Below are 20,636 nucleotides of genomic sequence, written 5' to 3' on the forward strand. Positions count from 1 at the left end.
GCCCGTCTATTTGCTGGTCTCCACGTCGATGCGCACCTGCGTCGGCCCGCTCGTCGGTTGTGGGGCGGCGTGCCAGGTCCAGCCGTCACGGCCGCGGTGCCGCACCCACGCCCGATCGCCGACGGTGACTGCCGTGATGTTGTCGGCGTCGGCGTGCGCGATCGCCCATGCCGCAACCGCGTAGGCGCCGTCGACCGTTTTCGCGTGGTAGTCCACAGCGCTGTGCCCGGCGGTCGCGGTCAGCCCGCTCTCGTTGCTCAATTGCTGGACGACCTGGGCGGGGGAGCCGTTCTTGGTCGTCGGGTCGAGCCGGCAGCCGATGCCCTCGTGCGCGGCGCCGGTCATGACCGCGGTGATGACCTCGCCCTGCGACTCGTGTTGGGCATACGCGTCCGGAAAGCCGCTCTTCTGCACCTCCTGGGCCGCTTGGCCGATCGGCATGGTCTCCCAGCCGGGCACCTTCAGCAGCGCGTTGTAGAACGAGCCGCTGGAGAAGACCGGGTCCTGGATCTGCTCGGCGGTGCCCCAGCCCTGGCTCTTGCGCTGCTGGAAGAGCCCGAGCGAGTCCAGGTCGCCGTAGGCCAGGTTGCGCAGCTTGGACTCCTGTATGGCGGTCGTGGCCGCCACCGTCGCGGCCCGCGCCGGCACGCCCTTCTTGAAGACGCCGACGTCGACGATCGTCGACGCGGATTGCGCCTGGTCCGGATCCCATTGGTACTCATAGCCTTTGGCCACGAACTTGCACGACGGCGAGCCCCAGTTGTCCATCAGGTGCTGGTAGGCGAGGTAACCGCCGCCGGCGATGCCGGCGACCAGGGCGATCGGGATCAGGCAGCCCAGGGTGCGGCGGATCGGCCCGCGCGGCCGGTGCTCCTCCTCGAAGAAGTCGTCATCCAGCCCGTCGTGGCCGAACGCCGACCACGGGGTGTCCTCCGGGTCGCGGTCGAAGCCGTCGACCGGGCCGTCCTCGTACTCCTCCGGGTCGTGCGCGTAGCGCTCCCCGTGCTGCACGTAACGCGCCGGTTGCGCATCGTGGTCGGTGCCTGCGTCATACAGCCGATGGACCTCGCGGTCTCCGGGATTGTTGTCGCGATCGCGGCGGAAGGGCATCGGTGTGGGGTTCGCAGCTTCTCTCGGGGGCGGGGCTCAGTTGGCGTGCAGCGCGTCGTTGAGGGCGATGCCGTGGCCCTGGCGCGGACGGCATTCGACCACGCCGGTGGTGGAGTTGCGCAGGAAGAGCAGGCCGTTGCGGCCGGAGAGTTCGCGCGCCTTGACGACCGCGCCGTCGGGCAGGGTCACCTTGGTGCCCGCGGTGACGTAGAGCCCGGCCTCGACCACGCAGTCGTCGCCGAGCGAGATGCCGATGCCGGCCTCGGCGCCGACCAGGCACCGCTTGCCGATCGACACGCGGTCGGTGCCGCCACCGGACAGGGTGCCCATGATCGACGCCCCGCCGCCGATGTCCGAGCCGTCGCCGACGACGACGCCCTGCACGATGCGGCCCTCGACCATCGAGGTGCCCAGCGTGCCCGCGTTGTAGTTGCAGAAGCCCTCGTGCATCACGGTGGTGCCCTCGGCCAGGTGGGCCCCCAGCCGCACGCGATCGGCGTCGGCGATGCGCACCCCGGACGGCACGACGTAGTCGGTCATCCGCGGGAACTTGTCGATGCCGAAGACCTGCACCGGACCGTCCAGCCGCAACCGCACCCGGGTCTGCTCGAAGTCGTCGACCGCACACGGGCCGTAGTTGGTCCACACGACATTGGTGAGCACCCCGAACAGGCCGTCCAGGTCGACCGTGTTCGGCAGCACCAGGCGGTGGCTGAGCAGGTGCAACCGCAGGTAGGCGTCCGCGACGTCGGCGGGTGGTGTGTCCAGGTCGATCGCGACCCGCACCACCCGGGTGCGCACCTGCCGGCGCGGGTAGTCACGGGCCAGCGCCGCCAGGTCGGCCGGCTCGGCATACGGGTCGGCGGCGGGGGCCTCGCCCAGCTGCGGTTCCGGGAACCAGGTGTCCAGCAGGTCTCCCGAATACGTCTCGGTGGCGAGGCCGTAGCCCCAGGCGGCGCGCGGGGAGTCGGTCATGGGGCCAAGGGTAGGCGACGGGATGTGATGAAGCTGTGACCTGGTGGTGGACGTGCGTCGCACCGGGCGCGCGCCATACGCCAGGATTGCTCGTATGGCGCACTTGGACCTGACCCGCGACGTCGTCGATCTCACAGCCGACCTGGTCGACATCCCGTCGGTGAGTCGTGACGAGCAGCAGATCGCCGACGCCGTCGAGCAGGCACTGCGTGCGCTGCCGCACCTGCGGGTGGACCGGGACGGCAACACCGTGGTCGCCCGGACCGACCTCGGCCGGGCCGAACGCGTCGTGCTGGCCGGGCACCTGGACACCGTGCCGCTCACCGACCCGCCGAACCTGCCGAGCCGCCGGGTCGACGGCCTGCTGGTGGGCCGCGGCACCACGGACATGAAGGGGGGCGTCGCCGTCCAGCTGGCCATCGCCCGGGCGGTGACCGAGCCCACCCGCGACGTGACCTTCGTCTTCTACGACTGCGAGGAGATCGAGGAGGAGTTCAACGGGTTGCGCCGCGTCGCCGCCCAGCACCCCGACTGGCTCGCTGCCGACTTCGCGGTGCTGCTGGAGCCGACCGACGGCGGCATCGAGGGCGGTTGCAAGGGCACGCTGCGGGTCGACGTCACCACCAAGGGGATCAGCGCCCACTCCGCGCGGCCGTGGAACGGCCACAACGCGATCCATGACGCCGGCGAGGTGCTGGCGCGGCTGGCGGCATACGAACCGGCGACCGTGACCGTCGACGGCCTGGACTACCACGAGGCGCTCAACGCGGTCGGCATCAGCGGCGGCATCGCCGGCAACGTCATACCCGACCGGTGCACGGTGACCGTCAACTACCGTTTCGCGCCCGACAAGTCGGCCGACGAGGCCGTGGCGCACGTGCGCACCGTTTTCGCCGGGTATGACGTCGAGGTCGGGGATTGTGCTGCCGGTGCGCGGCCCGGTCTCGACACGCCCGCGGCCCGGTCGTTCGTCACCACGCTCGGCCTGCCGGTCACCGCCAAGGAGGGCTGGACCGACGTCGCGCGCTTCTCCGCACTGGGTGTCCCGGCGGTCAACTTCGGACCCGGCGACCCCAACCTCGCGCACACCGACGACGAGCGGTGCCCGGAGCAGCAGATCACCGACGCGTATGACGCCTTGTGCCGCTGGTTGGGTTGAATTGCTCGACTCCTCGCAGCCCGGGTGGCGACTCTTGCCCGCCGAACTGGTCGTCGTCTCGCACGATCCGCGTGAGAGATTGGGGCCGTGACCAAGGAAACCGAGGCATACCGGAAGGGCGCGACCACGTTGCGCGGCCGCCACGTCCCCGCGACCACGACCGACCAGCGGCTGCTCGACCAGTCGCAGGACACCAACTGGGTGCACACCGACCCCTGGCGCGTGATGCGCATCCAGGCGGAGTTCGTCGAAGGGTTCGGCACCCTCGCCGAGGTCGGCCCGGCGGTCAGCGTGTTCGGATCGGCGCGGATCAAACCGGACAGTGACTACTACGCCAAGGGTGTGGAGCTGGGCCGCCTCCTCGCCGAGGCGGGTTACGCGGTCATCACCGGCGGCGGGCCGGGCGCGATGGAGGCCGCCAACAAGGGAGCCTTCGAGGCCGGCGGCACCAGCGTCGGCCTGGGCATCGAGCTGCCCTTCGAGTCCGGCCTCAACCCGTATGTCGACCTCGGCGTCAACTTCCGCTACTTCTTCGCGCGCAAGACGATGTTCGTGAAGTACGCGCAGGGGTATGTCGTGCTCCCCGGCGGGTTCGGCACCCTGGACGAACTCTTCGAAGCGGTCACCCTGGCGCAGACGCAGAAGGTGACCAGCTTCCCGATCGTGCTCCTCGGCACGAGGTTCTGGACACCGATGATCGACTTCATCCGGGACACGTTGTATGCCGAGGGCATGGTCGGGGAGAAGGATATCGACCGGTTGCAGGTGGTCGACGACCCCGCCGAGGCGGTGCGCATCATCACCACCGACGGCGACACCAACGGCGCGACCCGGCCGGAATGACGGTCGGGTCCGGGCGGCGAGCCGGCCGGGAGCGTGCAGAACCGGCAGCGGTCGCTGGTTGTGCCTGTCCGGTGTCGGCTCTGACAGTTACTCTGGGCCAGTGATCGTCTTCCTCATCGCGCTCCTGGTCGTCGTCATCGGCCTGGTCGTCTTCGCGGTCCTCGGGCACTTCGGGGCGCAGCTGGAGGATCCCACCGGCACCTCGCCGTTCGAGTCGCTGCCACGCGGCGTGGTCACCGCCGAGGACATCGATCAGGTGCGCTTCGACCAGACGCTGCGCGGCTACCGCATGGGCCAGGTCGACGAGGTGCTCGACCGGCTGCGTGCGGAGCTGCAGGCCCGCGACGACGAGATCGCGATGCTGCGCGGCACCGCCCGGCCGGTGCGCGACTGAGCAACGCGGATGGCTGATGTCGTGGTGACGCGGGACTGCTCCGCGCCGGTGAGCCGACTCTGGCAGGTGGTGACCGACTGGCCCGGTCACGGCCGGTTCTTCCCGTTGACGACGGTGCGGGTCGCACCCGGCGAGCACACCGGGACGGACGGCGTCGGCTTGCGCCTGGACGCGACGACCCGCGTCGGGCCGTTACAGCTTCACGACCCGATGGTCGTGACCCGCTGGGATCCGCCGGGGGAGAGCGGCCGCTGCGAGTTGCGCAAGGTCGGCCGGTTGCTGGGCGGCCGCACCATCCTGGCGGTCGAACCCACCGAGACCGGCTCGCGGCTGCGCTGGACCACGGACGTCGGCCCGGCGCCGGAGCGGCTGCGCCGGCTGGTCGCGCCCGTGGCGCGACTGACCGCCATACCCCTTTATCGGCACGTGGTGCGGGGCATGGTGCGGGAGGCCGAAGATGGCTGAGCGCCCCTCCCTGGTCACCGGCCCGGACGGTATGACGCGCTGCGGGTGGGCCGACGGCAGCGACGACTACCGCGCCTACCACGACGCCGAGTGGGGTGTGCCGGTGCGCGGCGAGCGTGCCCTCTACGAGCGCATCACCCTCGAGGCGTTCCAGTCCGGGTTGGCCTGGATCACCATCCTGCGCAAACGCCCGGCGTTCCGGGCCGCCTTCGCCGACTTCGACGCGGAGGTCGTGGCGGCATACGGCCCCGCCGATGTCGCGCGCCTGATGCAGGACACCGGCATCGTGCGCAACCGCCGCAAGATCGATGCCGCTGTCACCAACGCGCACGCGGTGCTGCGGCTGCGGGACGCCGGTGGTCTCGACGCGCTGGTCTGGTCGCATGTGCCGGCCACGCACCGCCGGCCCGCAGATCTCAGCGAGACCCCGGCGCAGACACCCGAATCCGTAGCACTGGCAAAGGCCTTGAAGAAGGCCGGTTTCGCGCACGTCGGCCCGACCACCATGTATGCCGCCATGCAGGCGTGCGGTCTGGTCGACGACCACGTGGCCGGTTGCTTCCGCGGGACGGCCCGGTGACGACGACCACGGCACGCGCCCGGGACCGCCGCGACCTCGTGGCTCCGTCCCGGCTGCAGGTATGGCGCGGGCGCGCCGTCGACCTGCTGCACCGCCGGCTGCTGGTGTGCGTCGTGGCGGCATACCTGCTGCTGCGGGTGTTCTCGGCGGTCGTCATGCAACTGGTGGCCGCCCAACAGGACCCGGGTTTCATCTTCTTCTCCCACGGTCAGCAGGACTACTGGCTGATGACCCACGTCTGGGACGGACGCTGGTACCAGACGATCGTCGAGCAGGGCTATCCCGCGCAGCTGCCGACGGACGGTGGCGTCGTGCAGCAGAACCAGTGGGCCTTCTACCCGATGTACCCGGAGCTGGTGCGAGCGCTCATGACGCTCACCGGTGGGTCGTTCGCCGTCGTCGGATCGCTGCTGTCGCTGGTGCTGGGCGCGGTCGCCGTCGGCATGATGGCGGTGCTGGTCCGCGACAAGGTCGGGCCGGTGGCGGCGTTCTGCGTGGTGTGCGTCTTCGCCGCCTCACCGCCGTCGCCGGTGCTGCAGATGACCTACACCGAGTCTCTCGCGCTGGTGTTGCTCATCGGTGCCCTGCTGGCGCTGCAACGCCAGAAGTGGTGGCTGGCCGGCGCCGCCGCGCTGGCGACCGGGCTGGCCCGGCCGGTCGCGGTGCCGCTCGCGGTGGTGGCGCTGGTGGCGCTGTGGTTGCGCTGGCGCGATCGCGAGGAACGCCCGATCGCCCGGCGGGAGTGGGCCGCGATGGCCTCCACGCTGGTGGGCTGCGGCATCGCCGGTGCGATCTGGCCGGCGATCGCCTGGTGGCGCACCGGCGTCCCGTCGGCATACACCGACACCATGGCGGCCTGGCGGAGCGACCACACGATCGTCTACTTCCAGCCGTGGGTGGCCAACTTCGACCAGATCCTCGGCAACGGTTTCGCCGCCGTGCTGTTGCTCGCGGTGCTGGTGCTGGGCTTCGTGCTGATCACGATCGGCCCCTGGGCGGACGCCATGGGACCGATCATGCGCACCTGGCTGTTCGCCTATGCGTTCTACCTGCTCGCAGTGCTGGACGCGTGGACCAGCACCTACCGCTACCTGCTGTTCATGTTCCCGATCCTGATCGTCTTCGTCGGCGCCGGATGGAAGGACAGGGCGCAACGGCTGCTGGTCGGCTGGCGCACCGTCATCTGGGTCGGACTCGGGCTGGGCTGGCAGGTGTGGTGGTGCTGGACGCTGCTGGTGCTGCGGCACGTCAGCGGCGACCCCATCTGACGCCGGTGGGCCGTATGACGCCCGGCGCGACGCGCGGGCAACGGGAAGAGGGCGCGGATCCGGTGGATCCACGCCCTCTCGCCATACCGCCCGGCGCTACTGCTGCGGGCCGTTCGGACCCGGCTGCTGCCCCTGCTGCGGAGGCTGCGGCTGGTGAGCCGGCAACTGCACACCCTGCGGCGGGTAACCGGGCGGCGGCCCGGAGATCTGCTGGTGCTCGCCCTGACCCGGCAGCTGTGCGTGGGCCTGTGTCTGCTCCGCCGACTGCGCGTCGTCCTCCGCCGGGTCCGCCGACGTGGACGGTGCCGGCGGCGTCGCGGGGGCGGACGGGTGGTTGGACCGGCCGGGCCGCGGCGGCCGCACGTCGTCCAGGTCGGTGGTCTGCCGGGCGACGGCCTCGGCGGCGGCGACCGCCTCCGCGACCGCCGGGTCACGCTCGAGCGTGAACCAGTCGGCGACGTCCTCGTCCTCGACGGGTGCGCGTTCCTCGGCCGGCGGCATCTCGTATCGGAAGGTGCCGTCGTCGCCCTGCGCGCCGAACGACTTGGCGAAACCCTGCAACGCCGAACCGAAGTCGCTGGGCACCACCCAGACCTTGCTGGCCTCGCCCTTGGCCATCTCGGGGATCATCCGCAGATATTCGTAGGCGAGCAGCTCGGGGGTCGGGTTGCTGGACCGGATCGCGTTGAAGGTCTTCTCGATGGCTTTGGCCTCACCCTGCGCGTGCAGGTAGCGGGCGGCGCGTTCACCCTCGGCACGCAACACCTGCGACTTGCGGTCGGCCTCGGCGGCGAGGATCGCGGCCTGTTTGGCACCTTCGGCCGCCAGGATCTGGCCCTGCTTGTCACCCTCGGCCGACTTGATCGCCGCCTCCCGGTGGCCCTCGGCCGCCAGGATGGTCGCGCGCTTCTCGCGGTCGGCCTTCATCTGCTTCTCCATCGACTCCTGGATCGACGGCGGCGGGAAGATCGACTTCAGCTCCACCCGGGCGACCCGCAGCCCCCAGCGGCCGGTCGCCTCGTCCAGCACACCGCGCAGCTGGGCGTTGATGGTCTCGCGCGACGTCAGCGTCTCCTCGAGCGTCATACCGCCGACGACGTTGCGCAGAGTGGTGGTCGTCAGCTGCTCGACGCCGACGATGTAGTCGTTGATCTCGTAGACCGCAGACCGCGGGTCGGTCACCTGGAAGTAGACGACGGTGTCGATGTTGACCGTCAGGTTGTCCTCGGTGATGACCGGCTGCGGCGGGAACGACACCACGCGCTCACGCAGGTCGACGCGCGCGCGCACCCGGTCGATGAACGGCATCAGCAGCGTCAGCTGACCGGACACGGTCTTGGTGTAACGGCCGAGTCGCTCGATGACCGCAGCCTCCGCCTGCGGGATCAGTGCCACGGACTTCGCGACGATCGCGATCACCAGGATCACGATCACCGCGACAACTATCAGGACTGCCATCAGTCATCTCCCCTTCTCACGACGGCTGTTGCGCCGTCGATGTCTTGGACGACCACGCTCTCGCCGGTGCGGAACGTGTCGTTGTCGTCGGCCGGCCGCGCGGTCCAGACATCGCCGCCGATGCGCACCTGGCCGCCGTCGTTGCCGAAGGCCTTGAGCACCGTCGCCTCCTGGCCGCGCAGGGCGTCGATGCCGGTGGGCACCGTGGGCGAGCTCAGCAAGTGGCGCTTGAGCACCGGCCGCAGGCCGAAGACCAGCCCGATCGAGACGACCGCGAAGACGATGGTCGCCAGCCACAACGGTGCGCCGAGGAAGGAGGCGACTGCCGCGGCGATCGCTCCGCCGCCGATCATCAGCAGCACGAAGTCGCCGCTGAGCGCCTCGGCGGCGGCCAGCAACACCCCGCCCGCGAACCAGATCAACGCCGCCATGCCCGGATTGTGTCATGTATGCCGTGGGCCGACGTGAGCGCCGTCACAAGGATGCCGGGTTGTGATCGAACCGGCGACTGTTGCCGGTTGTGCACGGGTGTCGGCCGGTTTCCGGTGAGGAACCGGCGACTGTTGCTGGTTGTGTGCAGGCTGGGCCGGTTTCCGGTGAGGAACCGGCGACTGTTGCTGGTTGTGTGCAGGCTGGGCCGGTTTCCGGTGAGGAACCGGCGACTGTTGCTGGTTGTGTGCAGGCTGGGCCGGCTTCCGGTGAGGAACCGGCGACCGTTGCTGGTTGTGTGCAGGCTGGGCCGGTTTCCGGTGAAGAACCGGCGACCGTTGCCGGTTGTGCACGGGTGTCGGCCGGTTTCCGGTGAGGAACCGGCGACTGTTGCCGGTTGTGTGCGGTCCGATCGAACAGCGGCGACCCGGTCAGCGGCCCTCGAAGGCCGGCTTCTCCTTGGCGAGGAACGCGTCGACGGCGGCCTTGTGGTCCGCGGTCGAACCGGTCAGCGACATCAGCTCGGCCTCGTGTGCCAGCGAATCGGCCAGCGTGTGCGTCGCGGAGAACTCCACGGCCCGTCGTATGGCGCCATACGCCTTGGTGGGGCCGGCGGCCAGGCGGGCGGCCAACTCTTGCACCGTCGCGGCGAAGTCGTCGGCCGGCACCACCTGAGTGGCCAGGCCCAGCTGCAGCGCCTCGTCGGCGCGGACCGTGCGCGGCATCAGCAGCAGCTCCTTGGCCTTGGCCACCCCGACCAGGCGCGGCAACCAGAAGGACGAGCCGGAGTCGCTGGACAGCGCGATCCCGGTGAACGCCAGGTTGAAACCGGCCGCGTCGGACAGGATGCGCAGGTCGGCGGCGAACGCGAAGGCCGCACCGGCCCCGGCCGCGACGCCGTTGACCGCCGCCACGACCGGCTTGTCCATCGTCGACAACAGGGTGACGATCGGGTTGTAGTGCTCGGGCACGGTCGTGAAGAGCGCGTCGGAGCCGTCGGCCAGCAGGCCCACGTGCTCCTTGAGGTCCTGCCCGACGCAGAACGCGCGGCCGGTGCCGGTGAGCACGACGCAGCGGACCGTCTCGTCGTCGGCGACGTCCTGCAGCGCCGCGAGCAGCGCCTCCTTGGTCGCGATGTCGAGGGAGTTCATCGCCTCCGGGCGGTTCAGCCGGACCGTGGCGACGCCCGCCGTCCGCTCCACGACGACCGGGGCGCCGGCGGCGGTGTCCGCAGGGCCGGCGTCGGAAGTTGCGGCTGGTGTGGCATCGGCAGGGCCGGCGTCGGAGGAGCTCATGGGCACAGGCTATCCGGGGCGAGGATTTCCCTCTGCGCGGCGGAAACTGAAATAATGAGCGCGACTGTTGGTCGCACCCGCCGGACACCCGGCGTCGAAAGCACCGCGTGGCATTGGTGCGGCCGAGGATTTGAGCCACGCGGACGGAAGGGGAAAGCCGATGGCGGCAATGAAGCCGAGGACCGGAGACGGTCCTCTCGAGGTCACCAAGGAAGGCCGCAGCATTCTCCTGCGTATGCCGCTCGAAGGCGGTGGCCGCTTGGTCGTCGAGATGAACGCCGAGGAGGCCGAAGCACTCGGCGAGGCCATTCAGGGCTGCATCGGCTGACGCCGACTCACTGCACGCGAACGGCCGCCCACGTCTTGTCGTGGGCGGCCGTTTCCTGTGTATGACGCGAGGGACTCACCGCTTCACGGCGGTGAACAGGCCATCGCCGACCGGCAGCATCGCAGTCGTCCAGGCCGGGTCGTCGCGCAGTTGCTTGCCCAGGTTGCGCAGCAGCACCGTGGTCTCGTCGCGCACCGCCGGGTCGGCGACCCGGTCGTGCCACAGCATGTTGTCGATCAGCAGCAGGCCGCCGGGACGCAGCAGCCGCGCCGCCGCTTCGACATACGCCGGGTAGTCGGGCTTGTGCGCGTCGACGAACACCACGTCGTAACCGTTGTCCGCCAGGCGACCGGTGACCTGCAGCGCGTTGCCGGTGATGATGCGGGTCCGCGCCGGCGGGATGCCGGCGTCGGCATACGCCTGCCGGGCCGCGCTCTGGTGCTCGGCCTTGATGTCGATGGTGGTGAGTACGCCGTCGGACGGCATACCGGCCAGCAACCACAGTCCGGAGGACCCGGCGCCGGTGCCGATCTCCACGACCGCTTTGGCGCGGGTCGCCGCCGTGAGCAGCCGCAGCGCCGGCCCGGTGCCGGCGCCGACGGGGGTGCAGCCGAGTTGTTCGCCGCGCACCCGGGCGCGTTCGACGACCTCGGGTTCGGGCACGAACTCCTCGGCATACCCCCAACTGGCGGCGCGCTGTGATGACATGCCCCGAACCTAATGCTTGCGCGGTCCCCGCGCCGAACCGGGAGCCGGAGATGTCCGGCACATCCAGCACATGCGCCGACCGCGGTAACGATTGCCGCACGTCGTGCGTTGAGCACCTCGAGAGCCGATCCGATCTTCCGGTCAGGTGTATGGCGTGACAGAAATGCCACAGCAGTGCCACAGGTTGATGCGCAAGAATCGGGGCTCAGAAGCAAGGTCGACGACACGAGATGGATGCTGGAAGCGATGACCGACCAACTGCTGCGGGGTGCAGTCAAGACCGAGGTGCCCGATGTGGCGCCACCGGGGTGGGAGCCACCGACCTGGGAGGAGATCGTCACCGAGCACTCGGCGCGCGTCTACCGACTGGCCTACCGGCTGACCGGCAACGTCCACGACGCCGAGGACCTGACCCACGACGTCTTCGTGCGCGTCTTCCGCTCGCTGCATTCCTACCGCCCGGGCACGTTCGAGGGGTGGCTGCACCGGATCACCACCAACGTCTTCCTGGACAAGATGCGGCGCAAGCAGCGCATCCGTTTCGATGCGCTGGCCGATGAGGCCGCCGCCCGGCTGCCCAGTCGGGAGGGCAGCCCCGAGCAGCTGTATGCCGATGCGCACTTCGACGACGACATCCAGCGGGCGCTCGACGCGCTGGCACCGGACTTCCGCGCGGCCGTCGTGCTGTGCGACATCGAGGGTCTGTCCTACGAGGAGATCGCCGCCACGCTCGGCATCAAGCTGGGCACGGTGCGCTCGCGGATCCACCGCGGTCGTGCCCAGCTGCGTGAGGCGCTGGCCCACCGTGCACCCGAGAACCGCCCCGCCGCGCGCACCCGGGTCGGACTGCCGACGTTGTCGCCCGCCGGAGCAACGCGGTGATGCTCTTCTCGCGCGACCAGTTCACCACCGGGGAGAAACCTCGCGGGGTGCAGGGCCACCTGGGCGACCGGGTCGCCGACTACGTCGACGACATGCTGTCCGCCGAGGACCAATACCGCGCCGATCTGCATCTGACCGTGTGCGAGCACTGCCGCTTCGCGGTCCAGCAGGAGCGCTCCATCCTGGAGCAGTTGCGCTCCGTCCGCTTCGACTCCGGTGGCCATCAGCGGATGATGGCCGGGCTCCTGTCGCTCGCGGCCACCGAACCGGACGGCCCGCTGGGAGGGCCGACTCCCGCGGCGCACAAACCGCTCGCGGCGCCGCGACCGGCGCCTGCCGTGGTGACCTGCAGCGCGCCCCCGCAGTACCAGTCGGCGCGCAAGTCGATGGCCTGCGCGCTGTTCGCCGTCGCCGGCTGTGTCGGCGTGGCGCTCGTCGCGTCGACCGCGACGGGCGTCGCGCAGAGCCCGGAGCATCCGCAGCACGAGCTGCCCGGCCGGGCAGCGCTGGTGCGCAATGTGCAGACTCCTCAGGTCGCCGAGGTCACCGCACGACGCAGCAAGGTCAGCGGCACGCTGACCCACGAGATGCCGATGTTCGCGCAGGTGGCCGCCACCCGGACCCCCTGAGCGCAACGTTCCCGGCACTGGGACGGCCGGTCGCCGCCACCGGGCCGCGCGTCGGGTGCGACAATCAGGCGGCCGAGGCTTCGACGTGACCTCGGCGGCACTTCAGCGGGAAGGTATCGACGCGACATGTTTGGCATCAGCGGGTGGGAGTTCCTGATCCTCATCGCGCTCGCCGCTGCCCTCATCGGTCCCGACCGGCTGCCGGAGTATGTCGGCAAACTGCGCGGCTACATCAAGCAGGTGCGCGACATGGCCGAAGGTGCCAAGTCGCAGCTGAAGGACCAGATGGGGCCGGAGTTCGAGGACATCAACTGGCGCGCCTACGACCCGCGGCAGTACGACCCGCGCAAGATCGTCCGGGACGCCCTCTTCGAACCGGACCCCGCACCGGACGACGCCCAGGACGGCGACGAGGTGCCGCAACTGGCCGCCGGCCCGTCATACGACCCGCACCGGTTCGACCCGGACCGCGCCACGCCCTTCGACTTCGACGCGACGTAAGCAGCCGCCGTCTCCGCAGCCGTCGCGTTCCTGACCGGCGACTGTCGCTACTTCGCGGCCGTCAGCGGCCGGCGGGGGTGAGGCCCAGCGACCGGCCGGCCAGCCCCCGGGACCGGGTGGCCAGACCCTTGGCGATGCCGCGCAGCGCGACGGCGGCGGGGGAGTCGGGCGCGCCGAGCACCACGGGCGTGCCCGCGTCGGCGCCCTCGCGCAATGTGACGTCCAGCGGGATCTGACCCAGCAACTCCACCGGCGCGCCGATCGACTTGGTCAACGATTCGGCGACCTGCCGGCCGCCGCCGCTGCCGAAGACCTCCTGGCGGGTGCCGTCCGGCAGCTCCATCCAGGACATGTTCTCGATGACGCCGGCAACCCGCTGCTTGGTCTGCAGCGCGATCGCACCGGCACGCTCGGCGACCTCCGCGGCGGCCTGTTGCGGCGTCGTGACGACCAGCACCTCGGCGTTCGGGATCAGCTGCGCAACGGAGATCGCGATGTCTCCGGTGCCGGGCGGCAGGTCCAGCAGGAGCACGTCCAGGTCGCCCCAGAACACGTCCGCCAGGAACTGCTGCAGCGCGCGGTGCAGCATCGGGCCGCGCCATACGACCGGCTGGTTGCCGGGGACGAACATGCCGATGGAGATGACCTTCACGCCCTGGCTCTCCGGCGGCAGGATCATGTCGTCGACCTGGGTCGGGCGGTTCTCGACACCGAGCATGCGCGGCACCGAGAAGCCGTAGATGTCGGCGTCGACGACGCCGACCCGCAGGCCCGAATCCGCAAGCGCGGCAGCGAGATTGACGGTGACGGACGACTTGCCGACACCGCCCTTGCCGGACGCGACCGCATAGACGCGGGTCAGCGAACCAGGCTTGGCGAAGGGGATCTCCCGCTCCGCCTGGCCGCCGCGCAACTGGTCCTTCAGGGCCGCCCGCTGCTCGTCGGACATGACACCCAGGCGCACGTCGACGGCGGTGACGCCCTCGACCTTGCCGACTGCGTCGGTGACGTCGGTCTGCAGGCGCGTCTTCATCGGACAGCCGGCGATGGTGAGCAGCACGGTGACGGTCACCTTGCCGTCGTCGGCGACGTCGACCGACTCGACCATGTTGAGCTCGGTGATGGGCCGATGGATCTCGGGATCCTGCACATCGGCCAGTGCAGCGCGAATGGCGTCCAGCGAAGGGGTGGGCATACCCCCATGGTAGGTCGTGGCTCAGGTCACTCCGGTGTCGCCTCGTCGCCCTCGGCGGTGGCGGGCGAGCGCAGGTAGCCGCGTTCCTCCATCTCCTCCAGCAGCGACCGCAACTCCGAGCGGACGAAGTCGCGGGTCGCGGTGTCACGCATCGCCAGGCGCAGCGACGCGACCTCGCGGGTGAGGAACTCGGTGTCGGCCAGGTTGCGTTCGTCGCGTGCGCGGTCGGCCTCGAGCGCGACCCGGTCCCGGTCGTCCTGCCGGTTCTGCGCCAGCAGGATCAGCGGCGCCGCATACGACGCCTGGGTGGAGAAGAACAGGTTGAGCAAAATGAAGGGGTAGGGGTCCCACTTCAGCCCGAACAACCCGATCAGGTTGAGCAGAATCCACACGATCACGAACGCCGTCATCCAGACCAGGAACTGCGCGGTGCCCATGTAGCGCGCGAAGTCCTCGGCGAAGCGCCCGAATGTGTCGGAGTCCAACGGGGCCCGCGGCAGCCACCGGCGCTCGGCCTCGCGTGGCTGGTCCAGTCGGGCGGATTCCCGCCGGCGGCGGCCCCTGCGGCGCTCGTCGTCGCGGTCCGCCATCAGATGACCTCCTCGTCGGTTGCCGGGGCATCGGACGGCCGCGGATCGTGGCGGGCCTCGCGCCAGTCCTCGGGCAGGATGTGGTCCAGCACATCGTCCACGGTGACCGCGCCGAGCAGCCGGCCGGCCTCGTCCACCACCGGCATACTCACCAGGTTGTATGTCGCGAGTTGCCGCGTCACCTCACCCAGCGGTGCCTCGACGCCGACCGGCTCGATCGTCTTGTCCACGATCGTCCCGAGCGCGGTCTGCGGCGGCTCGCGCAGCAGCTTCTGGGTGTGCACCAACCCGATGAACCGGCCGGTCGGGGTCTCCAGCGGCGGACGGCTGACGAAGACCGCCGATGCGAGCGCGGGGGCGAGCTCCTCCCGGCGCACCACGGCGAGGGCTTCGGCGATCGTGGCTTCCGGACCGAGCACGACCGGTTCGGTGGTCATCAGGCCGCCGGCGGTGTTCTCGTCATACGACAGCAACCGGCGCAGCGGTGCCGCGTCGTCGGGCTCCATCAGCTGCAGCAACTGCTCGGCCTGGTCCGACGGCAGGTCGGACAGCAGGTCCGCGGCGTCGTCGGGCTCCATGGCCTCCAGCACGTCGGCGGCACGTTCGGTATCGAGGCCGGCGATGATCTCGATCTGGTCGTCCTCCGGCAGCTCCTCCAGGACGTCGGCCAGTTTGTGGTCGTCCATCGCGGCCGCGACTTCGGCCCGTCGCTTGGGGTTGAGGTCGTGGATCACCTCGGCCAGGTCGGCGACCCGCAGGTCCTCGTACTCCTCCAGCAGCCGCTCGGCACTCTGCGCGCTGGCCTGCTGGTGCAGCCCGGTGACGTCACGGGTGTCGACGAGCATGGTGCGGCCGCTGCGGCGCCGGGTGAGGCGCGACATCGCCTTGGACGCCGACGAGATGCCGTCGACCTGCCGGACGAACACCTTCACCAGCACCCAGTCACGACGCAGGTTCTGCTCGATCGCGATGTCCTCGACGAGCCCGACGACGGTCTCCCCGTCGTGGCGCACCTGCACCCGCCGATCGAAAAGCTCTGCCAGCACGAGGGTTTCGCCCGCTCGTTGCTCGAACCGGCGCATGTTCACCAGGCCCGTGGTGATGACGGCGCCGGCGTCCACGCTGGTCACCCTGGTCATCGGCACGAAGACCCGCCGCTTGCCGGGCACCTCGATGACCAGGCCGATGGCCCGCGGCTCGGAGCCGCCGAAGGTCATGACGACATCGCGGACCCTCCCCACGCGGTCCCCCAGGGGGTCCAGCACGGTGAGTCCGGCGATCCGGGCTACGAAGACACGGCTGCTCACCACCGAAAGGTTAGTCAGCCGTGCCGGCATCCGGCTGCGGCGGTTCGGCGTGGCCGGCAACCGGGTCCGGCCCGGCGTCCGCCGGGCCGGCCGGCGCGGTGTCCAGCGCCCAGACGGTGCAGTGCGCGGCCCAGTGCTCGCGCAGACCCTCGGGCGGGTTGTTCTGCCGGGCACCCAACAGCGCCGAGGTGACCGGTTCCCATTCCCCGGAGTCCGGGTCCACCCGTCGCGCGCGCACCGGCACCGGTCCGATGGCTCGCCGGGTCTCCTTCTCCCGCAGGATAATTCGCAGTTCGTCCGGCAGCGGAGGGATGGACTGCTCGCCGTCGCCGCCGACCACGTATGCCGTCTCGCCCGAGGCGGCATACCAGCAGGGGACGGTGACGTCGGGTGGCAGCAGGAGCCACCCGACCTTCGACTTCGCGAGCGCAGTAGTCACTTCCGACACACCCGGAGCGTAGCCGCAGCGCCGGCCGCAACCGGACTGGACAGGTGGCCAACCGGACCGGGCATTAAAGCGTCATACCTGACGAACCGGGACGACAATCTGCGTCACGGGGTTCGCAGAGTCGCTCGACCGAGTGACTCGGGGGATTTTCTTGGGGGCACACAATGCATCACGCAATGGCTCGACGCCAGACACTCGGCGCGGCGCTGGCGACCGGCACGCTCGGCATGATCGGACTGGCGGCCGCAGGCTCGGCCGACGCCGCGACCCGACCGACGGTCAAGTACGGCAGCAGGGGGGCGAGCGTGACCTACCTGCAGCAACGGCTCAACGCCGTCGGCTACTGGTGCGGCACCGCGGACGGCGCCTTCGGCGCCCAGACGCAGCAGGCGGTCCTCGCCCTGCAGAAGGCCTGGGGGCTGGCCCGTGACGGCGTCGTCGGACCTGCCACCTGGGCCCGGGTGGGTTCACCCACCCGTCGACCCGCCCGGTACGGCGCGGGATATCGCCTCGAGATCGACAAGTCGCGGCAGCTGGCACTGGTCGTCTGGGGCTCGACCGTGCGCTACACGCTCAACACCAGCACCGGCGCCAACCGGCGGTTCTACGCGTGGGGCCGCTGGTATGACGGCCGCACGCCGAGCGGGAAGTTCACCGTGCGCAGCCACGTCAACGGCTGGCAGACCGGAGCCCTCGGCTCGATGTACAAGCCCTACTACTTCAACGGTGGCATCGCCGTCCACGGCTCGACCAGCGTGCCCGCCTACAACGCCTCGCACGGATGTTGCCGGCTGTCGATCGCCGCCCAGGACATGCTGATCCGATCCGGCATCCTGGTCAACGGCCGCTCCATCGTCGTCTATTGAGTGTGCGAAGTCGTCGGTTCCGGACCGCACCGCACGCACGCGCCGGCTAGCACTACCTTTGGACGTCATGAGAGCTGCCGAGGCAGACCGGCTCACCGAGCCCCGGGCGGGCGGTCCGGAAGTGCTGTCCATCGACTCGGTCCCGGCGGACGAGCGCCACGGGCGGGTCCGCGACCAGTTCACGATGTGGTTCGGGCTGAACGCCAACATCTTCGTGGTCGTGCTCGGCGGCATCCTGGTCGTGATGGGCCTGTCGTTGCTCTGGGCGGCGATCGCGATCGTCGTCGGCGTGGTGCTCGGGCTGCTCCTGGTTGGCTTCCACGCCATCCAGGGCCCGCGGCTCGGCGTCCCGCAGATGATCCAGAGTCGCGCACAGTTCGGCTTCTACGGCGCCGTGCTGGTCTTCGCCGCCTCGATCGTGCTCGACTTCGGTTTCCTGGCAGCACAACTGGTCATCCAGGCCGAAGCACTCAACCTGCTGATCGGCTCGATCAGCATCCCGGTGTGGATCGCCCTGATCGCCGTACCCGTTCTCGTCATCACCATCTTCGGCCATGACTGGCTGCACCGCTGGCAACGGTGGATGAGCGTGGTGCTCGCGCTGACGTTCGCGATCCTGTGGGTGCGCGCTCTCCTTCACGATGCGCCGACCGGAGTTGCCGCCTCGACCGGTCTGCCGCCCCTGGCCGTCTTCATGGCCGGCACCAGCATGTTCGTCATCAGCGTGGTCAGCTGGGCGCCATACGTCTCGGACTACTCGCGGTATCTGCCGGAGACGGTCTCGCGCAGCAGGACCTTCTGGGCGGTCTTCGCCGGCGCGGCCGTCCCACAGATCGGCTGCGCACTACTGGGCGCCTACCTGACCAGCCTGTTGCCGCACGCCGATTCGACGATCGCGGCGATCGCGGACGTCGGCGGCCGGTGGATGCTGGTGGTCATGGCGCTCAGCCTGATCGGCTCCGACGTCGCCAATGCCTACACCGGCATGCTCGCCGTGGTCAGCATCGTCAGCTGCTTCCGCACGGTCCGCAGGTCGATCGCGTTGCGGGTCCTGGGGTCGGTGCTGCTCGTGGCGGCCGGCACGCTGTGCGCGCTGCTGGGCTACCGGGAGTTCGTCGCCAACCTGTCCAACTTCCTCAACGTGCTGCTCTACGTGTTCATCCCGTGGAGTGCGATCAACCTCACCGACTACTACCTGATCCGGCACGGCCGGTATGACGTGCAGTCCTTCTTCACCCCCGACCGCAGCTACCCGGGTTTCGTCTGGCCCGGGCTCGTCGCGTACCTGCTCGCCGTGGCGGTGCAGCTGCCGTTCATCGACCAGACGTATTTCACCGGGCCGTTGGTCGGTGCGCTGGGCCACGTCGATGTGTCGTGGATCGTCGGGGGAGTCGCCGGAGTGGTGTTCTACGTGGCGGCGCTGCGGGTGACCGGACGCCGAGCCGCGGCGACCGGATAACGAAACGGACACGTATCGCCCTACGACGCAACGACATCGGCAGCTGCGCCGTCATACGGGTGTCAGCACGGGGGACTCGCCTCCGGCCATCGGCGCCGGAGCATCGGGGGTCGAAACGGCTGGTGCCGGCACTCTCGGGGAGTGCCGGCACCAGCCGTTCGCGGATCCGCGAGTCGCTCAGACGGTAGAGCCGCTGCGCACCCGCGCGATCCACGCCTCGACGTCCTCGAGCTTGCTGGGGATGTCGGCCGACAGCACCTCGTGGCCGTCCTCGGTGACCAGCACGTCGTCCTCGATGCGCACCCCGATACCGCGCAGCTCCTGCGGGACGAGCTCGTCGTCGGCCTTGAAGTAGAGCCCCGGCTCGACGGTGAGGATCATGCCGGGCTGCAGCTCGGCGTCCATGTAGTCCTCGCGCAGCGCCAGCGCGCAGTCGTGCACGTCCAGGCCGAGGTGGTGGCTGGTGCCGTGCACCATCCAGCGACGGTGGAACTGGCCGTTCTCCTTGTCGAGGGTCCCCTCGACGTCGACACCGTCGGGCAGCAGACCCCACTCGTGCAGGTGCTCGGCGATCACCCGGATGGCCGCCGCGTGGATGTCGGAGAACTTCACACCCGGCCGCACCGCGGCGATGCCGGCCTGCTGGGCGGCATACACCGCCTCGTAGACCTTGCGCTGCGCGTCGCTGTAGGTGCCGTCGACCGGCAGGGTGCGGGTGATGTCCGCGGTGTAGAGGGAGTCGACCTCGACGCCGGCGTCCAGCAGCACGAGGTCCTCCTCGTGCACGTCACCGGTGTTCTTGATCCAGTGCAGCGTGTTGGCGTGATCGCCTGCGGCGCAGATGGACTCGTAGCCCACACCGTTGCCACGGTGCCGCGCGTGCAGGCCGAAGACGCCCTCCACCCACCGCTCACCGCGACCGCGCCGGACGGCCTCCGCCAGTTCGGCGATGACCGCCTCGAAGCCCTCGGCGGTGGCGTCGACCGCGAGACGCATCTGCTCGATCTCCCAGGCGTCCTTGACCGCGCGCAACGTCGACAGCAGCCGGGCCAGCTCGGAGTCGGCCTCGACGCGTTGTTCGGCGGCGGACTCGGTCTCGGCCTCGGTGGTGCGTGCCTTGTCGACGGTCGCGGTGACGTCGGCGTCCGCGTCGCGCACCACCCGCACGCCGACCTCGCCGGCGTCCTTGGCGACCGCGTCGGCCAACTCGTCGATGTGCCGGGCGATGAGGCCCAGCTCGGCCTCGACGTCCTCGATCGTCGGGCGGCTGCCGACCCAGAACTCGCCGTAGCGCGCGTCGGCGAAGAATTCCTCGGTGTCACGGCCGGCCAGTGGGCGGAAGTAGAGGACCGCGTCGTGGCCGCTGCCCTCGCGTGGTTCCAGCACGAGCACGGCGTCCGGCTCACGGTCGGCGCCCAACCCGGTCAGGTGCGCGAAGGCCGAGTGCGGGCGGAAGATGTAGTCGGTGTCGTTGCTGCGGACCTTCAGTCCGCCGGCCGGTATGACGAGACGCTCGCCGGGGAACGCCTCGGAGACCTGCTCGCGGCGTTTCGCCGCGAAATCCGCGACGGCGGCACGGGCCGGTGTGGCATCGCCGCGCGGCGCCCAGCCGGAACTGATGAACGCCCGGAAGGACTCCGGTGTCGGCTGACTGCGGGACTGGGACTTCTGCTGCTTCTCACTCACACCTGCCATCGTCGCACGTGAGCGGGACGACGGGGATCGGGAGCGGGTGCGGTGCGGACTG

At 70.0% G+C, this 20,636-nt stretch carries 23 protein-coding genes; 12 read left to right on the forward strand and 11 right to left on the reverse strand.

Annotated features, from left to right (window positions below; all coding sequences use genetic code 11):
• Nucleotides 1–6: 6 nt before the first annotated feature.
• A complete protein-coding gene (locus ACYVBN_RS01385; RefSeq protein WP_460598995.1) occupies nucleotides 7–1,110 on the reverse strand; it encodes a hypothetical protein in 1,104 nt (367 codons plus the stop codon).
• A 36-nt stretch (nucleotides 1,111–1,146) separates the two neighbouring features.
• Nucleotides 1,147–2,085: a 2,3,4,5-tetrahydropyridine-2,6-dicarboxylate N-succinyltransferase gene (gene dapD, locus ACYVBN_RS01390; RefSeq protein ID WP_460598996.1), complete on the reverse strand. Its 939-nt coding sequence runs from the start codon at nucleotides 2,083–2,085 to the stop codon at nucleotides 1,147–1,149.
• Nucleotides 2,086–2,179: 94 nt separating this feature from the next.
• Here dapD and dapE point away from each other — a divergent pair, with 94 nt between their 5' ends.
• From dapE to ACYVBN_RS01420, 6 genes are all read left to right on the forward strand, one after another.
• Nucleotides 2,180–3,244 (forward strand): succinyl-diaminopimelate desuccinylase, encoded by a 1,065-nt coding sequence (gene dapE, locus ACYVBN_RS01395; RefSeq protein WP_460598997.1) that lies wholly within the window; start codon nucleotides 2,180–2,182, stop codon nucleotides 3,242–3,244.
• Nucleotides 3,245–3,331: 87 nt separating this feature from the next.
• Nucleotides 3,332–4,087: an LOG family protein gene (locus tag ACYVBN_RS01400; RefSeq protein WP_440284042.1), complete on the forward strand. Its 756-nt coding sequence runs from the start codon at nucleotides 3,332–3,334 to the stop codon at nucleotides 4,085–4,087.
• Nucleotides 4,088–4,187: 100 nt separating this feature from the next.
• Nucleotides 4,188–4,481: a DivIVA domain-containing protein gene (locus ACYVBN_RS01405; RefSeq protein ID WP_440284043.1), complete on the forward strand. Its 294-nt coding sequence runs from the start codon at nucleotides 4,188–4,190 to the stop codon at nucleotides 4,479–4,481.
• 9 nt (nucleotides 4,482–4,490) lie between these two features.
• Nucleotides 4,491–4,946 carry an SRPBCC family protein gene (locus ACYVBN_RS01410; RefSeq protein WP_460598998.1) on the forward strand — a complete coding sequence of 152 codons (456 nt, stop codon included), beginning with the start codon at nucleotides 4,491–4,493 and terminating at the stop codon, nucleotides 4,944–4,946.
• Entirely contained in the window at nucleotides 4,939–5,526 is a 588-nt protein-coding gene (locus ACYVBN_RS01415; protein ID WP_460598999.1) for a DNA-3-methyladenine glycosylase I, read from the forward strand. The genes ACYVBN_RS01410 and ACYVBN_RS01415 overlap by 8 nt, the downstream gene beginning before the upstream one ends.
• Nucleotides 5,523–6,794 (forward strand): glycosyltransferase family protein, encoded by a 1,272-nt coding sequence (locus ACYVBN_RS01420; RefSeq protein ID WP_460599000.1) that lies wholly within the window; start codon nucleotides 5,523–5,525, stop codon nucleotides 6,792–6,794. Before ACYVBN_RS01415 ends, ACYVBN_RS01420 begins: the two co-directional genes overlap by 4 nt.
• A 96-nt stretch (nucleotides 6,795–6,890) precedes the next feature.
• Here the strand turns inward: ACYVBN_RS01420 and ACYVBN_RS01425 are convergent, their stop codons facing one another.
• From ACYVBN_RS01425 to ACYVBN_RS01435, 3 genes are all read right to left on the reverse strand, one after another.
• Entirely contained in the window at nucleotides 6,891–8,252 is a 1,362-nt protein-coding gene (locus ACYVBN_RS01425; protein WP_460599001.1) for an SPFH domain-containing protein, read from the reverse strand.
• Entirely contained in the window at nucleotides 8,252–8,683 is a 432-nt protein-coding gene (locus tag ACYVBN_RS01430) for an NfeD family protein (RefSeq protein WP_440284048.1), read from the reverse strand. Before ACYVBN_RS01430 ends, ACYVBN_RS01425 begins: the two co-directional genes overlap by 1 nt.
• Nucleotides 8,684–9,112: 429 nt before the next feature.
• The gene (locus tag ACYVBN_RS01435; RefSeq protein WP_440284049.1) at nucleotides 9,113–9,976 is read right to left on the reverse strand and encodes an enoyl-CoA hydratase/isomerase family protein; all 864 of its coding nucleotides are present in this window, start codon (nucleotides 9,974–9,976) and stop codon (nucleotides 9,113–9,115) included.
• A 160-nt stretch (nucleotides 9,977–10,136) separates the two neighbouring features.
• Here ACYVBN_RS01435 and ACYVBN_RS01440 point away from each other — a divergent pair, with 160 nt between their 5' ends.
• On the forward strand, nucleotides 10,137–10,304 hold the full coding sequence (locus ACYVBN_RS01440) for a DUF3117 domain-containing protein (RefSeq protein WP_440284063.1): 168 nt from the start codon (nucleotides 10,137–10,139) through the stop codon (nucleotides 10,302–10,304).
• A 75-nt stretch (nucleotides 10,305–10,379) separates the two neighbouring features.
• Here the strand turns inward: ACYVBN_RS01440 and ACYVBN_RS01445 are convergent, their stop codons facing one another.
• The gene (locus tag ACYVBN_RS01445; protein WP_440284050.1) at nucleotides 10,380–11,012 is read right to left on the reverse strand and encodes an O-methyltransferase; all 633 of its coding nucleotides are present in this window, start codon (nucleotides 11,010–11,012) and stop codon (nucleotides 10,380–10,382) included.
• Nucleotides 11,013–11,258: 246 nt separating this feature from the next.
• Between ACYVBN_RS01445 and sigE the strand changes: the two genes are divergently transcribed.
• From sigE to ACYVBN_RS01460, 3 genes are all read left to right on the forward strand, one after another.
• Nucleotides 11,259–11,894, forward strand: coding sequence for an RNA polymerase sigma factor SigE (sigE, locus tag ACYVBN_RS01450; protein WP_440284051.1), 636 nt, complete (start codon nucleotides 11,259–11,261; stop codon nucleotides 11,892–11,894).
• Entirely contained in the window at nucleotides 11,894–12,523 is a 630-nt protein-coding gene (locus tag ACYVBN_RS01455; protein ID WP_440284064.1) for a zf-HC2 domain-containing protein, read from the forward strand. Before sigE ends, ACYVBN_RS01455 begins: the two co-directional genes overlap by 1 nt.
• A 126-nt stretch (nucleotides 12,524–12,649) precedes the next feature.
• Nucleotides 12,650–13,024, forward strand: a complete 375-nt coding sequence (locus ACYVBN_RS01460; protein WP_440284052.1) for a Sec-independent protein translocase family protein — start codon at nucleotides 12,650–12,652, stop codon at nucleotides 13,022–13,024.
• Nucleotides 13,025–13,085: 61 nt separating this feature from the next.
• On the opposite strand, the gene ACYVBN_RS01465 is transcribed toward ACYVBN_RS01460, so the two are convergent.
• Genes ACYVBN_RS01465 through ACYVBN_RS01480 form a run of 4 tightly spaced genes read right to left on the reverse strand, consistent with a single transcriptional unit; the run spans nucleotide 13,086 to nucleotide 16,564 of the window.
• The gene (locus tag ACYVBN_RS01465) at nucleotides 13,086–14,219 is read right to left on the reverse strand and encodes an Mrp/NBP35 family ATP-binding protein (protein ID WP_460599002.1); all 1,134 of its coding nucleotides are present in this window, start codon (nucleotides 14,217–14,219) and stop codon (nucleotides 13,086–13,088) included.
• Nucleotides 14,220–14,245: 26 nt separating this feature from the next.
• Complete coding sequence (locus tag ACYVBN_RS01470) at nucleotides 14,246–14,809, reverse strand: DUF1003 domain-containing protein (RefSeq protein ID WP_440284054.1); 564 nt, start codon at nucleotides 14,807–14,809, stop codon at nucleotides 14,246–14,248.
• On the reverse strand, nucleotides 14,809–16,146 hold the full coding sequence (locus tag ACYVBN_RS01475) for a magnesium transporter MgtE N-terminal domain-containing protein (protein ID WP_460599003.1): 1,338 nt from the start codon (nucleotides 16,144–16,146) through the stop codon (nucleotides 14,809–14,811). Before ACYVBN_RS01475 ends, ACYVBN_RS01470 begins: the two co-directional genes overlap by 1 nt.
• Nucleotides 16,127–16,564 carry a hypothetical protein gene (locus ACYVBN_RS01480; RefSeq protein WP_440284055.1) on the reverse strand — a complete coding sequence of 146 codons (438 nt, stop codon included), beginning with the start codon at nucleotides 16,562–16,564 and terminating at the stop codon, nucleotides 16,127–16,129. The genes ACYVBN_RS01475 and ACYVBN_RS01480 overlap by 20 nt, the downstream gene beginning before the upstream one ends.
• A gap of 176 nt (nucleotides 16,565–16,740) precedes the next feature.
• On the opposite strand from ACYVBN_RS01480, the gene ACYVBN_RS01485 reads away from it, so the two are divergent.
• The gene (locus ACYVBN_RS01485) at nucleotides 16,741–17,430 is read left to right on the forward strand and encodes a L,D-transpeptidase family protein (protein WP_460599004.1); all 690 of its coding nucleotides are present in this window, start codon (nucleotides 16,741–16,743) and stop codon (nucleotides 17,428–17,430) included.
• Nucleotides 17,431–17,497: 67 nt separating this feature from the next.
• A complete protein-coding gene (locus ACYVBN_RS01490; protein WP_460599005.1) occupies nucleotides 17,498–18,889 on the forward strand; it encodes a purine-cytosine permease family protein in 1,392 nt (463 codons plus the stop codon).
• A gap of 177 nt (nucleotides 18,890–19,066) precedes the next feature.
• Here ACYVBN_RS01490 and ACYVBN_RS01495 read toward each other — a convergent pair whose 3' ends face one another.
• Nucleotides 19,067–20,584, reverse strand: a complete 1,518-nt coding sequence (locus ACYVBN_RS01495; RefSeq protein ID WP_460599006.1) for an aminopeptidase P family protein — start codon at nucleotides 20,582–20,584, stop codon at nucleotides 19,067–19,069.
• Nucleotides 20,585–20,636 lie beyond the last annotated feature (52 nt).

It is taken from the genome of Flexivirga lutea, assembly GCF_054778955.1.

Excerpts from the sequence above, each read along its gene's own strand:
- ACYVBN_RS01475 (WP_460599003.1), bottom strand. The coding sequence starts at position 16,146 with ATGCCGGCACGGCTGACTAACCTTTCGGTGGTGAGCAGCCGTGTCTTC.
- ACYVBN_RS01460 (WP_440284052.1), top strand. The coding sequence starts at position 12,650 with ATGTTTGGCATCAGCGGGTGGGAGTTCCTGATCCTCATCGCGCTCGCC.
- ACYVBN_RS01415 (WP_460598999.1), top strand. The coding sequence starts at position 4,939 with ATGGCTGAGCGCCCCTCCCTGGTCACCGGCCCGGACGGTATGACGCGC.
- ACYVBN_RS01465 (WP_460599002.1), bottom strand. The coding sequence starts at position 14,219 with ATGCCCACCCCTTCGCTGGACGCCATTCGCGCTGCACTGGCCGATGTG.
- dapE (WP_460598997.1), top strand. The coding sequence starts at position 2,180 with ATGGCGCACTTGGACCTGACCCGCGACGTCGTCGATCTCACAGCCGAC.
- ACYVBN_RS01490 (WP_460599005.1), top strand. The coding sequence starts at position 17,498 with ATGAGAGCTGCCGAGGCAGACCGGCTCACCGAGCCCCGGGCGGGCGGT.
- ACYVBN_RS01445 (WP_440284050.1), bottom strand. The coding sequence starts at position 11,012 with ATGTCATCACAGCGCGCCGCCAGTTGGGGGTATGCCGAGGAGTTCGTG.
- ACYVBN_RS01495 (WP_460599006.1), bottom strand. The coding sequence starts at position 20,584 with ATGGCAGGTGTGAGTGAGAAGCAGCAGAAGTCCCAGTCCCGCAGTCAG.
- ACYVBN_RS01385 (WP_460598995.1), bottom strand. The coding sequence starts at position 1,110 with ATGCCCTTCCGCCGCGATCGCGACAACAATCCCGGAGACCGCGAGGTC.
- ACYVBN_RS01470 (WP_440284054.1), bottom strand. The coding sequence starts at position 14,809 with ATGGCGGACCGCGACGACGAGCGCCGCAGGGGCCGCCGCCGGCGGGAA.
- ACYVBN_RS01440 (WP_440284063.1), top strand. The coding sequence starts at position 10,137 with ATGGCGGCAATGAAGCCGAGGACCGGAGACGGTCCTCTCGAGGTCACC.
- ACYVBN_RS01410 (WP_460598998.1), top strand. The coding sequence starts at position 4,491 with ATGGCTGATGTCGTGGTGACGCGGGACTGCTCCGCGCCGGTGAGCCGA.
- ACYVBN_RS01430 (WP_440284048.1), bottom strand. The coding sequence starts at position 8,683 with ATGGCGGCGTTGATCTGGTTCGCGGGCGGGGTGTTGCTGGCCGCCGCC.
- ACYVBN_RS01485 (WP_460599004.1), top strand. The coding sequence starts at position 16,741 with ATGGCTCGACGCCAGACACTCGGCGCGGCGCTGGCGACCGGCACGCTC.
- ACYVBN_RS01435 (WP_440284049.1), bottom strand. The coding sequence starts at position 9,976 with ATGAGCTCCTCCGACGCCGGCCCTGCCGATGCCACACCAGCCGCAACT.
- ACYVBN_RS01425 (WP_460599001.1), bottom strand. The coding sequence starts at position 8,252 with ATGGCAGTCCTGATAGTTGTCGCGGTGATCGTGATCCTGGTGATCGCG.
- sigE (WP_440284051.1), top strand. The coding sequence starts at position 11,259 with ATGACCGACCAACTGCTGCGGGGTGCAGTCAAGACCGAGGTGCCCGAT.
- ACYVBN_RS01455 (WP_440284064.1), top strand. The coding sequence starts at position 11,894 with ATGCTCTTCTCGCGCGACCAGTTCACCACCGGGGAGAAACCTCGCGGG.
- dapD (WP_460598996.1), bottom strand. The coding sequence starts at position 2,085 with ATGACCGACTCCCCGCGCGCCGCCTGGGGCTACGGCCTCGCCACCGAG.